The 14,812-nt window shown below is 72.1% G+C and carries 9 protein-coding genes; 2 read left to right on the top strand and 7 right to left on the bottom strand.

Annotated features, from left to right (window positions below):
- Positions 1–240: 240 nt before the first annotated feature.
- The gene (locus ABTX62_RS09865; protein WP_352115672.1) at positions 241–468 is read left to right on the top strand and encodes a DUF7455 domain-containing protein; all 228 of its coding nucleotides are present in this window, start codon (positions 241–243) and stop codon (positions 466–468) included.
- 120 nt (positions 469–588) lie between these two features.
- Here ABTX62_RS09865 and ABTX62_RS09860 read toward each other — a convergent pair whose 3' ends face one another.
- The 7 genes from ABTX62_RS09860 to ABTX62_RS09830 form a co-directional block, all read right to left on the bottom strand.
- Positions 589–1,437 carry a S1 family serine peptidase gene (locus ABTX62_RS09860; protein ID WP_352115671.1) on the bottom strand — a complete coding sequence of 283 codons (849 nt, stop codon included), beginning with the start codon at positions 1,435–1,437 and terminating at the stop codon, positions 589–591.
- Positions 1,438–1,574: 137 nt separating this feature from the next.
- Positions 1,575–3,113, bottom strand: coding sequence for an RNA polymerase sigma factor (locus ABTX62_RS09855; RefSeq protein WP_352115670.1), 1,539 nt, complete (start codon positions 3,111–3,113; stop codon positions 1,575–1,577).
- Positions 3,114–3,540: 427 nt separating this feature from the next.
- Positions 3,541–4,428, bottom strand: coding sequence for a FadR/GntR family transcriptional regulator (locus ABTX62_RS09850; protein ID WP_352115669.1), 888 nt, complete (start codon positions 4,426–4,428; stop codon positions 3,541–3,543).
- Positions 4,429–4,589: 161 nt separating this feature from the next.
- Positions 4,590–6,659: an ABC transporter ATP-binding protein gene (locus ABTX62_RS09845; protein ID WP_352115668.1), complete on the bottom strand. Its 2,070-nt coding sequence runs from the start codon at positions 6,657–6,659 to the stop codon at positions 4,590–4,592.
- 243 nt (positions 6,660–6,902) lie between these two features.
- Complete coding sequence (locus tag ABTX62_RS09840; protein WP_283972825.1) at positions 6,903–7,661, bottom strand: NUDIX hydrolase; 759 nt, start codon at positions 7,659–7,661, stop codon at positions 6,903–6,905.
- A 129-nt stretch (positions 7,662–7,790) separates the two neighbouring features.
- On the bottom strand, positions 7,791–9,659 hold the full coding sequence (locus tag ABTX62_RS09835; protein WP_502997931.1) for a glycogen debranching N-terminal domain-containing protein: 1,869 nt from the start codon (positions 9,657–9,659) through the stop codon (positions 7,791–7,793).
- Positions 9,660–10,336: 677 nt separating this feature from the next.
- Entirely contained in the window at positions 10,337–12,304 is a 1,968-nt protein-coding gene (locus ABTX62_RS09830) for a DUF4192 domain-containing protein (protein ID WP_352115666.1), read from the bottom strand.
- Positions 12,305–12,444: 140 nt separating this feature from the next.
- Here ABTX62_RS09830 and ABTX62_RS09825 point away from each other — a divergent pair, with 140 nt between their 5' ends.
- Positions 12,445–14,610, top strand: a complete 2,166-nt coding sequence (locus ABTX62_RS09825; protein ID WP_352115665.1) for a RecQ family ATP-dependent DNA helicase — start codon at positions 12,445–12,447, stop codon at positions 14,608–14,610.
- Positions 14,611–14,812 lie beyond the last annotated feature (202 nt).

Raw genomic sequence — 14,812 nt, 5'->3', positions numbered from 1 at the left:
TTTAGGCTCCGGGCACGTCCTCATGAACAACCGGCAACCCAGCCGGGAGGACCGACCACCGATACGACGCGAAGCCCCGTAAGACACATAGACACGCAATACGGCACATTCGCCGCCAACCGGCAGCAGACAGCCGCCTCGCAAAGAATCTTTCGAGGAAAAGCCACGAGCGGGAACGTTTTGGGGCTGGTTGGATGTTGACCCTGGTACGACAGCTCGTCGAGCTAGAGAAGAGGCGACGTGACTACTGTTCTGACCCCCGCGAGCCCGCTGACGGCCGCTGATCGCTGCGACCGCTGCGGCGCCCAGGCGTACCTGCGCGTCGTCCTGGTCAGCGGCGGCGAACTGCTCTTCTGCGCCCACCACGGTCGCAAGTTCGAGCCGGAACTCAAGAAGATCGCCGCTGAGATACAGGACGAGACGGAGCGGCTCACGTCCGCTCCCGCGACTGCCGAAGAAGAGCGCTGACACCTCGCGTCCGACGACGAGCCAGCCCGGCACAGGCCGGTGAACGGGCGGTTGCCTCTGGTCACCAGAGGCAACCGCCCGTCCTCATCCCCAAGCCTGCACCGGGCTTCGCCGGACGCTTCACCTACCTTCCGAAGCCCGTGTCCAGCCAAGCCTCCGCATGATGTCGGACACTCGCGTGTACACCCCAGGGCTGCCGGCCCGGCCACAGCCGACCCCCCAGGACACGAGCCCGATCAACCGCCCCTGGGCGACCAGCGGCCCGCCGCTGTCTCCCTGGCAGGCGTCCCGGCCCCCCTCGACCTCCCCGGCGCACAACATGCCGGTGGCGTCGTAGGTGCCGGCGGCACCGCCCGGATACGCCTCCTGACACAGAGCGTCGGGGAGTACGCGTACACGTGCCGCCCGCAGACCGCTCGAATAGTCGCCGGCGCCCGAGGTGTCGCCCCACCCGTACACCGTCGCGGCCCCACCCGCCGCATAGGCGGGGTCGCCATCGGCCGCCATGGGGATGACCGAGTCACCGGGAAGCGGTTCCGTCAGGGTGAGTACCGCGAAGTCCCCGGCGTTGGTGACTCCGTCATAGGCGGGATTCACCCAGGTGCTGCGCACGGCGATCTCCCGGCCTCCGGTGCCCGTCTGCAGATCCGTGCGCCCCGCTATGACCCGGAGGTCCCGCACTCGCTCCGGCGGCCCGCCGAGCACGCCCTCGTCCAGACAGTGGGCCGCAGTGAGCACCGTGGTGGGCCCGACCACCGCGCCGCCGCAGAACTGCCCGGCGCGCATACCCCCGAACCGGTCACGACTGGACAGGGCCACCGTCCACGGGCTCTGGGACGCCTCGACGGGGAAACCCCCTATGACCACGCTGTCGGCAGCCACAGGGGCACTGGAGCCCATCGACAGGGCGGGCACCGCGGCTGCCAGGGCCAGCGGCAGGACCAGAGCTCGTGCCGGTCGGCGACGCATACGCACTCCTCACTCCGTGATGTTCGTGGGACACCCAGAGTGATCCATCCCGCAGGACCCCGCACCCGCTGCTGGACGGCATCACGAAGGCCCGGCCCCCCTCGGGGAACCGGGCCTTGCGTGTCGTGGGACCGCGCTCAGTCGAGGTAGTCGCGCAGCACCTGCGAACGGGACGGGTGGCGCAGCTTCGACATGGTCTTGGACTCGATCTGGCGGATCCGCTCACGCGTGACGCCGTAGACCTTGCCGATCTCGTCGAGGGTCTTCGGCTGACCGTCGGTGAGACCGAAGCGCATCGAGACGACGCCCGCCTCGCGCTCGGAGAGGGTGTCCAGGACGGAGTGCAGCTGCTCCTGCAGGAGTGTGAAGCTGACCGCGTCGGCCGGGACGACCGCCTCGGAGTCCTCGATGAGGTCACCGAACTCGCTGTCGCCGTCCTCGCCGAGCGGGGTGTGCAGCGAGATGGGCTCGCGGCCGTACTTCTGGACCTCGATGACCTTCTCCGGGGTCATGTCGAGCTCCTTGGCCAGCTCCTCCGGGGTGGGCTCGCGGCCCAGGTCCTGGAGCATCTGGCGCTGCACGCGCGCGAGCTTGTTGATGACCTCGACCATGTGCACCGGGATACGGATGGTGCGGGCCTGGTCGGCCATGGCACGGGTGATCGCCTGACGGATCCACCAGGTGGCGTACGTGGAGAACTTGTAGCCCTTGGTGTAGTCGAACTTCTCGACCGCGCGGATCAGACCGAGGTTGCCCTCCTGGATGAGGTCCAGGAAGAGCATGCCGCGTCCGGTGTAGCGCTTGGCCAGGGAGACCACCAGACGGAGGTTGGCCTCCAGCAGGTGGTTCTTGGCGCGGCGGCCGTCCTCGGCGATGATCTCCAGCTCGCGCTTGAGCTTCGGAGCCAGCTTGTCGGCGTTGGACAGCTTGTCCTCGGCGAACAGACCCGCCTCGATGCGCTTGGCGAGCTCGACCTCCTGCTCGGCGTTGAGCAGGGGGACCTTGCCGATCTGCTTGAGGTAGTCCTTGACCGGGTCGGCGGTGGCACCGGCGGCGGCGACCTGCTGGGCGGGCGCGTCGTCCTCGTCCTCGTCGGAGAGCACGAAGCCGGCGTTCTCGGCGGGGGCCTCGGGCTCCTCACCGGCCTTGCCGGGGGCCGCCTCCTCGAGCACCTCCTCCTCGAGGATCTCGGCGTCGTCCTTCTTGGCGCTGGTCTTCTTGGCCGCCGCCTTCTTGGCGACGGTCTTCTTCGCGGTCGCCTTCTTGGCGGTCGTCTTCTTGGCAGCCGCCTTCTTGGCGGGCTCCTCCTCGACGGCGGGCTCGGAGGCGGGTGCCGCCGGCGTGGCGGTGGCGGTGGCCTTCCGGGTGGTCACCGCCTTGGCCGCGACCGTCTTGGTGGCGGTGCGCTTGGCGGGACTCTTCGCTGCGACGCTCTTTCGGGTGCGCTTGGGCTCTGCGGCACTGACCATCAGCGTCACACCCTCTTCCTCGAGGATCTGGTTGAGGCTGCGCAGTACGTTCTTCCACTGAGTGGCCGGAATCTGGTCAGCTTCGAAGGCCCGACGCACGTCATCGCCGGCGATCTGCCCCTCAGCCTTTCCCCGCTCAATGAGCGCCATGACAGAGACGGACTCGGCGATCTCCGGCGGGAGCGTACGGGATGTGCTGGCCGACACGAACAACCTCTCGGAACGTTGGAAAACGGCTTCCGGCCCCGTCCACAGAGGACCGGAGCCGACCGCCGGCTTGGGGATGGGCCGACGGCGCGGGCGGGGGCCGGGAAGATGCACAGCGCCGTGAACGGCGTCCGTATTCCCTCCGCGGCTGTCACCTCTTAGGTCATCGCGTTCTTCGCGCGAGCGTTACGCCCAATCCGCGTGGCCCGAGTCACACCCCGTAAGCGGACAAAAAAGGTCATGCGCGTACAGATGGGGTCACATGTGGTAGCGATCCGGCCGTCTCGCCGGGCCCTGGGCCCCTCGCGCCGTCGGACCCCGCAGGATCACGAGGATCCCACGGGGTCCGACGGGAGGCGGATCACCGATCAGGCACTGCCACAGGAGGGGGGTGGCACACCCGGCCGCGCCGCCCGCGGAACGGGTCTCAGTGCTCGCGCGGCGCGGGCACGACCCGTTCCACCTCGGGATGGACCATGAGAAGTTGACGCATGGCCGCTTCGGCCGCCCCTCCGTCGCCGGTGGCGAGGGCGTCACAGATGCGGCCGTGATGCGCCAGCGAGGCCTCGTTCGGCCGGTCACAGCCCGTGACCGGGTTGCCCGAGACCTGAAGGGCCGCGGACACGATCCCGGAGAGATGCTCCAGCATGCGGTTGCCCGCGACCTGGATGAGGAGCGAGTGGAACTCGGAATCGGCGCGGGAGAAGGTGAGCGCATCGCCCTGGGCCATGGCGTGTCCCATGATCTCCACCATGTCCGCCAGACGCTGCTGGACATCCTCGCGCCCGTGCCCGGCGGCGAGGCGGGCGGCGAGCGGCTCGATCGTCCACCGCAGCTCGCTCAGCTCGCGCCGCTGGTCGTCGCGCTGCGGTCCGAAGGCCCGCCACTCGATGATGTCCGGGTCGAGGAGGTTCCAGTCACTGACGGGGCGCACACGCGTGCCGACGTTCGGGCGGGCGCTCACCAACCCCTTGGCCTCCAGGACGCGGAGCGACTCGCGGACGACGGTGCGGGAGACCTCGAAACGCTGGCCGATCTCCTCCGGCACCAGCGGGCGGTCGGCGCCCAGGTCGCCGGAGACGATCATCTGACCCAGCTGCTGGACGAGTTGGCCGTGCAGCCCGCGCCCGCGGCTGCCCGCGGCACGTCGGCCCACACGGCCCAGCTCGGGGTCCGCGCCCTCCCAGGCAGGGATCCCGACGCGGTCGACGGCGGGCGCCTCGGCGTACGGGTAGCGGTCGAGTTCGCCCGGGCTCGAGAGGCCGGAGTCAGCGGAGCGGGCGGCGGTCATCATGGTGTGCGCAAGGGTACTCACGCATCCTTTGTCGGCGTCGTCTCCAACTCCCTTGAGGTCTTTGGTGAAAAGCACACGAAAGGGTGATCGCTCACCCCGTCGCAATTGACGCCTTATCGGAAAGAAATGGGCGGTCTGCGGGGAGTTGTGCGCATGGCCGGACTAAGGGTTACGGACAGTCGTCACCGGAACCTGCCGCGCAACGTGGTGAGGAGATACGCGCAGAGCAGCGCGGTCAGCGACAACGTCAGCGCACCGCCGACGGGTTGGGAGATCACCGTCAGAGCGGCGTCCAGGTAGCGCTCTCCCCCGAAGGGCCATCGCGGCAGGAAGGCCTCGCGCAGCCGCACGGGGAGTCCGGCCGCGGTTCGCACGGACGGTCCCTCCACGAGCCTGTGCACGACGGGCACGACGAGGAGGGGAACGGCCGCCACGGCGGCGAGCCCGGCGGTGGTGGACCGGAAGACACCCGCGGCCAGTACGCCGGCCCAGGCGCAGCCGACCACGAGCCCGATCCAACTCGCACTCAGCGGCAACCAGTCCGCGGGGACCTGGGCGAGCTCCCGTCCGTAGACGAGATAGAGCACTTCGGCGTCGCAGCCGACGGTGAGGGCGGCCAGCATCAGCGCGGTGGCCGAGGAGACGAGCAGTTTGGCGGCCAGCAGCCCCAGCCGGCGGGGCACGGTGCCGCGATCCGCGGCCAGGGCGGGGTGGCGGAACTCGTCGCCGAAGGCCAGCGCGCCGAGCAGTCCCGCACCCAGCGCCGCGGGCGGCAGGGGCAGCTCGCGCGGCCACGCGGCCAGGAGGCGCGGCTGCGGGGTGTGTCCGATGCGCGCGAGCACCACGGCGGTCACCGCGGACACGACGAGCACGACGGCCCCGGTCAGGAACCCGGTGCCGATCCCGGCGGCACGGCGGATCTCGTACCGGAGGGGGCGAAGGGGGCTGGGGGCGGGGCGGACGGAGATGGGGGGCGGCAGCGGGGGCAGTGCGTCGAGTGCGCGAGGCGTGCGGGCGCCGGTGACGTGAGGTGCCCGCGGCGGGGAGGGTGCCGTATCCGCCGGGGGAACCTTGGTCATGCGGTTGCCCGGGGAGGCGTCCAAGAGCTCGGCGGCGGCCGGCGGCGGTCCCGAGGAGGGCGGCGTCCCGTCCATGCCCGGCTCCGGCAGGTCTGCGAGGGACCGCGGTTCAAGCGTGGGGCGCGGTTCGGTCGTGTCCGCTGCCGCGGGGTCCGTTTCGGCCGGCCTCGACGGGTCGGGAGACAGCACCTCTTCTCCGGGCCGGAGCGCGAAGACCGTCCGTCGCGTGTCAGTTGCGTGCCCCGGCTCGGCAAGAGTTCGGTCACCCGGCACGCTCGCCCGATCGAGGCCCGCACCGGGACCCATGTCCCCGATCTCATCGGCGAGTTGGTGGACCACGATGCCGTGGCGGAAGGCGACCTCGCCGATGTCCGCGCAGGTACCGCCGTACACGGACAGGCGATTGCCGCCCTCGTGGACGACTTCGACGGAGCGCTGCGCGGTGCGCGCCTGTTTGGCCAGGAGAGCGGCCAGACGGGCCGCGTGCGGGCTGCGTACGGCGACACGGGGGCGCAGGCGGGTGCGTGAGAACTCCGCGACCTCCTGGTCGGCCACGAGTCTGCCCTGTTCCAGGGTGACGACGCGGTCGGCGGTCCGCGCGGCCCCCTTGGGGTCGGCCGTGGTGAACAGGACCGTGCCACCCTGAGCGGCGTGGGCGCGCAGCATGCCGTGCAGCCACGCGCTCTCGCGCACGCAGAGCCCGTCGGCCGGGTCGTCGAGGACGAGGGTGTGCGGGTCGGCCAGGAGGACGCAGGCCAGTCCGAGGCGACGGTCCATGCCCAGGGAGAGGGCGCCGAGGCGCTCGTCGCGCAGGCTCACGAGCCCGACCGCCTCGAGGACTTCGTCGGCGCGCCGGGCCGGAACCCCCGCGGCGGCGCACAGCATGCGCAGATGACCGCGGACCGTGCGGGCGGGGTGTCCGGGCACATCGCCCAGCAGCACACCGACCTCGCGCGAGGGATGGGCGATGCGGTGCAGCGGGCGGCCCCGGAAGTGGGTGATGCCGCGACCCTGTTGGAGCTCGAGCATGAGTCTGAGGACCGTCGTCTTGCCGGCGCCCGGTGCTCCGAGCAGCGCGGTGATGCGACCCGCCCGCGCCTCGAAGGAGACGTCGTCGGCTGCGGGCGGTAGCTTTTTACGGGGATTGCTGGTCAGTCCGAAGGCCTGGATCACCCACAGGAAGATAGCGCGATATGCCCGATATTCCGGGTACCCGGAGGTCTCCCCGGGGCGGGACGGTCACCTCTTGCCGGGCTGTGACCGGGTCGGGATTGCTGGCCCGGTGCCGGGCTGTGACCGGGTCGGGATTCCTGGCCCGGTGCCGGTGGCTGTGACCGGGTCGGGCCCCGGGCGCCGGTGCCGGACGGTGACCGGCTCGAGTTCCGGGCCCGGCCAGGCCCGCACCCGGGCCGCCGGTCAGACCTCGGGGCGCAGCATCGGAGGGTTGAGCAGCGTCGCCCCTCCCGCGCGGAAGAGCTGGGCCGGGCGTCCGCCCTGGCGCGTGGTCGTCCCGCCTGTGGGAACGAGGAAGCCGGGTGTACCCGTCACCTTGCGGTGGAAGTTGCGCGGGTCCAGTGCGACGCCCCACACCGCCTCATAGACCCGGCGCAGTTCCCCCACCGTGAACTCGGGCGGGCAGAAGGCGGTGGCCAGCGACGAGTACTCGATCTTGGAGCGGGCGCGCTCGACCCCGTCCGCGAGAATCTGCGCGTGGTCGAAGGCGAGCGGCGCGACCGGCTCGGCGTCACGCCCGTAACCACCCTGCCGCAACAACTCCTCGACCGGAGCCCAGCGCGCGTTGCTGGCGTCTCCGCCGGCCCTGGGTGCCGGCAGGTCGGGGGCGAGGGCGAGATGGGCGACGCTGACGACCCGCATCCTGGGGTCCCGCTCGGGGTCGCCGTAGGTGGCCAACTGCTCCAGGTGTGCGCCGTTGTCCTGGGCCGGGGCGGACGGGTCATGGACGCGCAGTCCGGTCTCCTCGGCCAGCTCGCGTGCCGCGGCCTGAGCCAGGTCCTCGTCGGCCCGCACGAAGCCGCCGGGCAGCGCCCAGCGTCCCTGGAAGGGCGGTTCGCCCCTGCGTACCGCCAGCGCGCACAGGGCGTGGCGGCGCACGGTCAGCACGACCAGGTCCACGGTGACGGCGAAGGGCGGAAACGCTGACGGGTCGTAGGGCATGCGGCGATCATAGTCGTCTGCCTGACGATAAACACTCCCTTCACCGCTCACATCGCTTACTGATCCACTTCGGTCGCGTATGAGCTCCGCTGTCCTTCCCTTGGTCCTGAAGCGGCACGTCGTCAAAGGTCATACGCCCAGTTGCAGTCCGTCGGCCGCCTCCTCGACCATGGCGAGCCCCAGGCGGCTGACCCGCACGGAGAACGGGGCGCCCGCCACGCGCAGTCCGGTGAAGCCGACCTCGCCGAGGGGTGCTCCGCGCACGGGGCGCAGCGTGACCGTCCCTGCCGGGGCGTCGGGGCGGATGCCGACGAGGGTGGTCAGCAGCAGGACTCCACCCGCCGCCGCTGTCGCCGCGGGGCGGCAGGCCGCCGGATGCGGCAGTGGAGCGCTCCCCTCAGCGCGCTGCTCCCCCGCGTACATCTCGGGCAGCCGGTGGGTGAAGCTCTCGGCGGCCGCTAGTACGCCGCGCAGCAGCGAGCAGGCCTCCTTCTCGTAGCCGGCGACGGCCAGTCCCGCCACGGCGAGCGCTGTCTCCTGGATCCGGACGGCTCCCGCCCGGTGGCCGAACGGATTGAAGCCCGGCTCCTTCGCGCCCAGTCCGCGCAAACCCCACCCCGAGTCCATGACCGGGCTGCCGAGCAGCCGGGCGAGGTTCTCGGTGCGGACCTTGTCGAGCAAACCCGGAGCTGATTCACCCCCGCCCAGCAGGCCCGTGTCGAGGAGGTGCACGGCGGCCGCACCCAGGTGAGGCACCGGACTGCCGTCCTGGGCTCGGGCTGCCGCGGGTCGGCCGCCTCCCCGGTCCTCGAGCCAGAAATCCTCGCGGAACGCGGTCCGTAGGGTCTGCGCCCACTGTCGGAGTGCCGCTCCCCCTGTCCGGCCGCAAGCGTCCAGCAGGTCGGCGCCGAGCAGGGCGGCGCGGTGGGCGTGAGCCTGTGTCTCGCAGCGGACGAGTCCGCCCGGGCTGGGGTCGCGCAGGTAGGTGCCGTCGCCCACGGCGTTCCGCAGCCAGGCCAGACAGCGCTCGGCGGCGGGCAGCAGCGCGTCCGTCTCCTGCTCGGGCAGGCCCCAACGGCGGGCCTCGGCGAGCAGGGCGGGGAAGAGCAGGGTGGCCTCCGTACCGGTGCACTGCGGCGGAAGGTGCGGCCCGGCGTCCCTTCTGGGACCGGGGATCATTCCGGCCTGTGCCCCGGGGCCGGTGAGTTGGGTCCGGGCGAGGATCCGCAGCGTTCCAGCGGCGAGGCCGGTGCCCAGCGGCAGCACCATGCGGGCGGCGACGAGCGCGTCGGCAGGGGCGAGACCGCAGCGCCAGGGTGCCCCGGCCGCGAGGTGGGTGTCGGCAGGATTCGCGGAGTCACGCAGGAGAAGTGCCTGGAGGTCCTCGATGCTCGTCCGCAGGAGGGCCGGGACTCTGGGGTCGTCGCCCTCCGCGCAGGCCGCGGCGAGGGGGCTGGTCGCCGTCCGGCCCACGGCTCGCAGAGGCCCCGCGCCGTCCGGCCGCACTCTCAGCTCCACGGTGCTGTTTCCGCCGGGCGGCAGGTCCAGCTCCCATCGCAGCAGCCCGGCCGCGGCCAGGGCGTCCAGGGGAGGCGGTTCTGCCGTGACGGACGCGTTGCCGGTCGCGCAGGACCAGCGCAGTCCGGAGCCGTGGACACTGGCCTGCAGTTCGGGCCCAGCGTTGCCGGAGGCGATCGCCCCGAGGTCGGCCAGGTCAGTGCCCAGGACGATCTCCACCGGCAGCCGGAGCGGGCGGGGAACCGCGCTGTGCAGGGTGATCCGCTCCGTGCCGTCCGCGAAGCGGTTGCGCTCCACGATCACGTCCGGATCCGGGCCGGCCTGCGGGGACGTACGCAGCGTGCCCACGAACCTGGCGCGGTCGGCGGAGGCCATCCGGGCCTGCACCGCGAGGGGCTCTCGTCCGGCCACGCGGATCTCGCACCGCGAGAGCACGCGCCGGCCGGCACGGTAGAAGCCCTCCAGTCCACGGCCGGTCATCTGGCCTTCCTCGGTGGAGATGGCAAGGCCGGGGAGGGCGACACCGATCATCACGGTGTGGGCGGGTGGCAGGCCGGCGGACCACCGCAGCCCGGAGGCCGTGGCGCCACGGGGAGGGGGCGCAGTCGTACGCCCCGTCGGGGACGGAGCCCGCCCCTGAGCGAAGGGTGCTGAGGTCGGGCCGTACCCGGGACCCGCACCGGGGCGACGGCTCTGTCCCACCCATCGGGGAGATGATCGTCCCGGGCCCGATGGCGACGCCGGGCCCGAGTCGGGGCCGGGGGGCATGGACGGGTTCGGGGTGCTGGCTGGGAATCCGGGCCCGGAACCGTCACCCCGTGCCGCTGGTCGCGGAGGGGCGGCCTCGCCCGTCGGTCGGGCTCCGGTGCCGGGCGGGCCGAGACTCGATCCTTGGGGCGGCGCAGACCCGCCCTGGGGGCGGCGGTCGGCGGCGGAGGGCGGAGTCGGCTGGTGCATGGGAAGGCTCCCTCTGCGCTCTGTGCGCCTCTTCGTGTTCGGGCGCCGGTGCCGGTGCCTGTGCCGGAGGCCTCCGACGGGGCAGGGCGGGGCGGCGTCGCAGCCTGTCCAGCCGTTCCACCACTCAGGTGAACGGCGTGAGCGCCCTCCGAGTCACGCCCGACCGGGCCCCCTGCGCCTCGACGCCGCCCGCCGGAGGCTCATTCCTCGCCGCCCGTGCCGTGTCCGGGCCGCGTGCCCTCCTGGTCCGTGCCCTCGCGGGACACGGCCGCCTTCTTCGGCACACGCGCTCGTGTGCCGCCCGGGCGGACGCTGTTTGGCCGGGCCGCATTCGCCGGAGCCGGACGGCCCGGGCGCGCACCGGTTTCCGCGTCACCGGCAGGATGCCTGAGATCCGCCGGTGTGCGCCGACGGGAAGTCCGTGCGGCCAGGTCACGGTCCTTTGCGCCGGTGCGGCGGATCGCGACGCCGCTGGTGCCGCGGGTGTTGGCGATGCCGGTCGCGCCAGCCGTGCCCGCCGTGCCGCTCGCGCCAGCCGTGCCCGCCGTGCCGCTCGTGCCCGCCGTGCCCGTCGTACCGCTCGCGCCCGCCGTGCCGCTCGCGCCGGTGGAACGGAAGCAGCGGCGACGCCGTGACGGCACGGTTGCCGATGCGCGCTCGCCGCTCGGCTCGGACGCAGTCGTCACCGCACCCGGCGGGAGTCCGTCGCACGGATCGAACCCGGTCGGGCTGGGGTCGAGCCCGGTCGGGCCCGCTGCCCGTGCGGGCTTGTCCCTCGGCTCGGACTCGGTCGTCATCGCTGCCCCTGGGCGCTGGTCGGCCGGAGGCCCGAGGTCCGGCGCCGCGGCAGTGCCGCACCCGGCGGGGACGTCAGCGTCCGCCGGGGCATTCGAGAGCTCGGCCACCGCGTGCCCACGGCCCTTGCGCTCCGCCCGCAGACAACTGCGGATGGACTCCGGGTCGAGACCCTCGTTGCAGGCCTGGTGCAGGAGACGGGCGAAGAGGTAGTCGGGATCGGCGCCCAGGGCCATGGCGAGGGCTTCCCGGGCCTCCAGCTCATCGCCGGTGGACCAGGCGACCCAGCCGGCCAGAGTGAGCGGCGCCGCGGCGTGTTCGCCGTAGGACCCGACGCAGCGGCGGGCAAGCGTCCGCCAGAGGCGAAGGGCGCGTGCGGCTTCGTCGCCCTCCATCCACTCGGCCGCGCGGTCGCGGGTCGCGCGGTCCTGGAGACCGAGGATCAGCCGGGCGGCCTCGTCATGTCCGAGCAGTTCGTCGTCACGCAGGTCCGCCAGGAGCGTTCCGGAGACAGACTGTGCGTCGGCGAAGCGGTCCAGAATCCTGCCGGCCAGGTCCAGCGTTTCGTCGGCCACGGCGGCGCGGCCCACGTCGTCGAGGATCTTCGGGACCAGCGACATGCTGGCGGTGTCCAGGGCGGCCTCCTGCTCCAGGGCCGCGGCGCTCTCCCAGGGAAGCAACCTGGCCCGGAGCTCACGCAGCGTGCCGCGTACCTGGATACCGGCGTAGGTGGCCGCTGCGGCCAGCACGGAGGTGCCGGGCAGACCCATGAGTGCTCCCTCGGGAGAGCAGCATGCCGCGTTGTCGCAGCAGTACGACCAATAGCGGCCCTCCGAGATGCACAGGGCCTCGACCACCACCACGTCCAGGGAGCCACACTCGACACGCAGCCTCTGGGCCAACGGCCTCAGGCGCTCCATCACCTGGCGGCCGGTCTCGCCCTTCTCCGGTTCCTGGCACAGGAAGGCGACCATCGACTCCGGGCGGGCCCCGCGGCGCTCGCTGCCCCTCACGAGGCCGTGGGACAGTTGCCGTGCTGCGGACTGCCAGTCGTCCGCGTTCGCGGGGATACCCAGCCGGGCCCGGCCTCCGAACCGCCCTCGTCCGTCCCTGTCGTGCAGAGCGACCAGGACGATGCTGTCCTCGGGGCGGTACCCGAGGAGATACGGCAGGGCGTCGGCGAGTTCGGCCGGGGTGCGCAGGGTGACCTGGTGCTCGCCGCCGTGACTGTCGTAGGCGGGCCCGGGGGTGTGCGGCCCGGCCGCGTCGCTTCCCGTGTTCTCCTGCGCACCGGGCTGGCACCCGCTTCGCGCCTCAGGCCCGGTGATGTCACCGTTGTCAGGGGATCCGGTCGTTTCGCTGTGGTTCGTCATACGAGGACGATCTCGCGGAACCCAAACCTCCGCTTGACCCTGTGGATAAGTTCGATCAGGGACACGTCACCCAGGCCGGTGTATCCCCGGCTCTCGGTACGCCGCTCCGGATGTCGGTGCCGTCCTGTTGTATGGGACGCATGGAGCACACGAGCAACGCGGAACTGCGGGCGGCTGCTGACGCGGTCCTCACCCGTCTCGTCGGGGATCTCTCGGGGGAGGCCCGCCTGCGCGAGGACCAGTGGCGGGCGATCGAGGCGCTGGTCGCCGACAGACGACGCGCCCTCGTGGTCCAGCGCACGGGCTGGGGAAAGTCCGCGGTGTACTTCGTGGCGACCTCGCTGCTGCGGGCGCGGGGCAGCGGTCCGACCGTGATCGTGTCCCCGCTGCTCGCGCTCATGCGGAACCAGGTCGAGGCGGCGGGCCGGGCCGGCATCCGGGCCCGGACCATCAACTCCTCCAACACCGAGGAGTGGGACACCGTCCAGCACGAGATCGCCGCGGGCGAGGTGGACGTCCTGCTGGTGAGTCCCGAACGGCTCAACAACCCGGACTTCCGGGACCAGGTGCTTCCCCGCCTCGCGGCCGCCACCGGGCTCCTGGTGGTGGACGAAGCGCACTGCATCTCCGACTGGGGCCACGACTTCCGGCCGGACTACCGCCGTCTGCGGACGATGCTCGCCGAGCTCCCGCCCGGTGTGCCGGTGCTCGCGACCACCGCCACGGCCAACGCTCGCGTGACGGCCGACGTCGCGGAACAGCTCGGCACCGGCGGCGGCTCGGACGCGCTTGTGCTGCGGGGCCCGCTGGACCGGGACAGCCTGAGCCTGAGCGTCCTGCGGCTGCCGGACGCCGCCCACCGGATGGCCTGGCTCGCCGAGCACCTCGACGACCTGCCGGGGTCCGGAATCATCTACACCCTCACCGTGGCCGCCGCCGAGGAGGTCACCGCTTTCCTCCGGCAGCGCGGGCACACGGTCGCGTCGTACACGGGCAAGACGGAGAACGCCGATCGCCAGCAGGCCGAGGAGGACCTGCTCGCCAACAAGGTGAAGGCACTGGTGGCCACCTCCGCCCTCGGCATGGGCTTCGACAAGCCCGACCTGGGCTTCGTGGTGCACCTGGGGTCGCCCTCCTCCCCCATCGCCTACTACCAGCAGGTGGGCCGCGCGGGGCGCGGTGTGGAACACGCCGAGGTGCTCCTGCTCCCGGGCAAGGAGGACGAGGCGATCTGGAAGTACTTCGCGTCGCTCGCCTTCCCGTCCGAAGACCTGGTGCGCCGCACGCTCGACGTCCTCGCGCACGCGGAGAAGCCGCTGTCGCTGCCTGCTCTGGAACCTCTGGTGGAGCTGCGCCGCTCCCGTCTCGAGACCATGCTCAAGGTTCTCGACGTGGACGGGGCGGTGAAGCGGGTCAAGGGCGGCTGGATCGCGACCGGACAGCCGTGGTCGTACGACGCCGAGCGGTACGCGTGGGTGGCACGTCAGCGTGAGGCCGAGCAGCAGGCCATGCGCGCGTACGCGTCGACGACCGACTGCCGTATGGAGTTCCTGCAGCGCCAGCTGGACGATGAGGCCGCCAAGCCGTGCGGTCGCTGCGACAACTGCGCCGGTCCGCGTTTCGCCGCCGACACGTCCGAGGAGGCGCTCGACGCCGCGCGCGTGGACCTGGGCCGGGCGGGTGCCGAGGTGGAGCCCCGGCGGATGTGGCCCACCGGCCTGCCGGCGATCGGAGTGGACCTCAAGGGGCGCATCCCGGCCGGTGAACAGGCCGCGCCCGGACGGGCGTTGGGGCGTCTTTCGGACATCGGCTGGGGCAATCGGCTGCGGCCCATGCTGTCGCCCCAGGCCCCCGACGGGCCCGTGCCCGACGACGTGGCGAAGGCCGTGGTGGAGGTGCTGGCCGACTGGGCGAAAGGCCCCGGCGGGTGGGCTCCGGGAGCGCCGGAGGCCCAGCCGCGTCCGGTCGGTGTCGTCACGGTCGCCTCACGCACGCGACCGCGGCTGATCAACTCCCTGGCGGCGCGCGTCGCGGAGATCGGCCGGCTGCCGCTGCTGGGCGCCGTCGAATACACCGGCGACGCCCACCCGGGGGCCCGGAGCAACAGCGCCCAGCGGCTGAAGGCGCTCGACGGCGCCCTGACGGTGCCGCCGGCCCTCGCGTCCGCCCTCGTCGAAACACAGGGTCCGGTCCTCCTGCTGGACGACTACACGGAGACCGGCTGGACCCTGGCGGTCGCGGCCCGCATGCTCCGACGCTCCGGTGCGCAGGGGGTGTTGCCGCTGGTACTGGCCGTGCAGGGCTGACGGCTCATCCGGCATCGGGTGACTGCACCGGCGCACACCTCTGGACGCCGCGGGCCCTCATGACGTACGAACGTGTCGTGCTCGAACGCCCCATGGGTGGTCCGGCGACACAGACGGTGGGGATATTAGCCGCGCATCATCTGATAACGGTCGGCTGCCTCAATTGCTCGTTGCCGCATTCAAGTTCGACAGGAAGAATTGA

The organism is Streptomyces sp. NPDC096046 (assembly GCF_040303285.1).
Taxonomy (GTDB): Bacteria; Actinomycetota; Actinomycetes; order Streptomycetales; family Streptomycetaceae; genus Streptomyces.
This window is presented reverse-complemented; position numbering and strand designations above follow the sequence as displayed.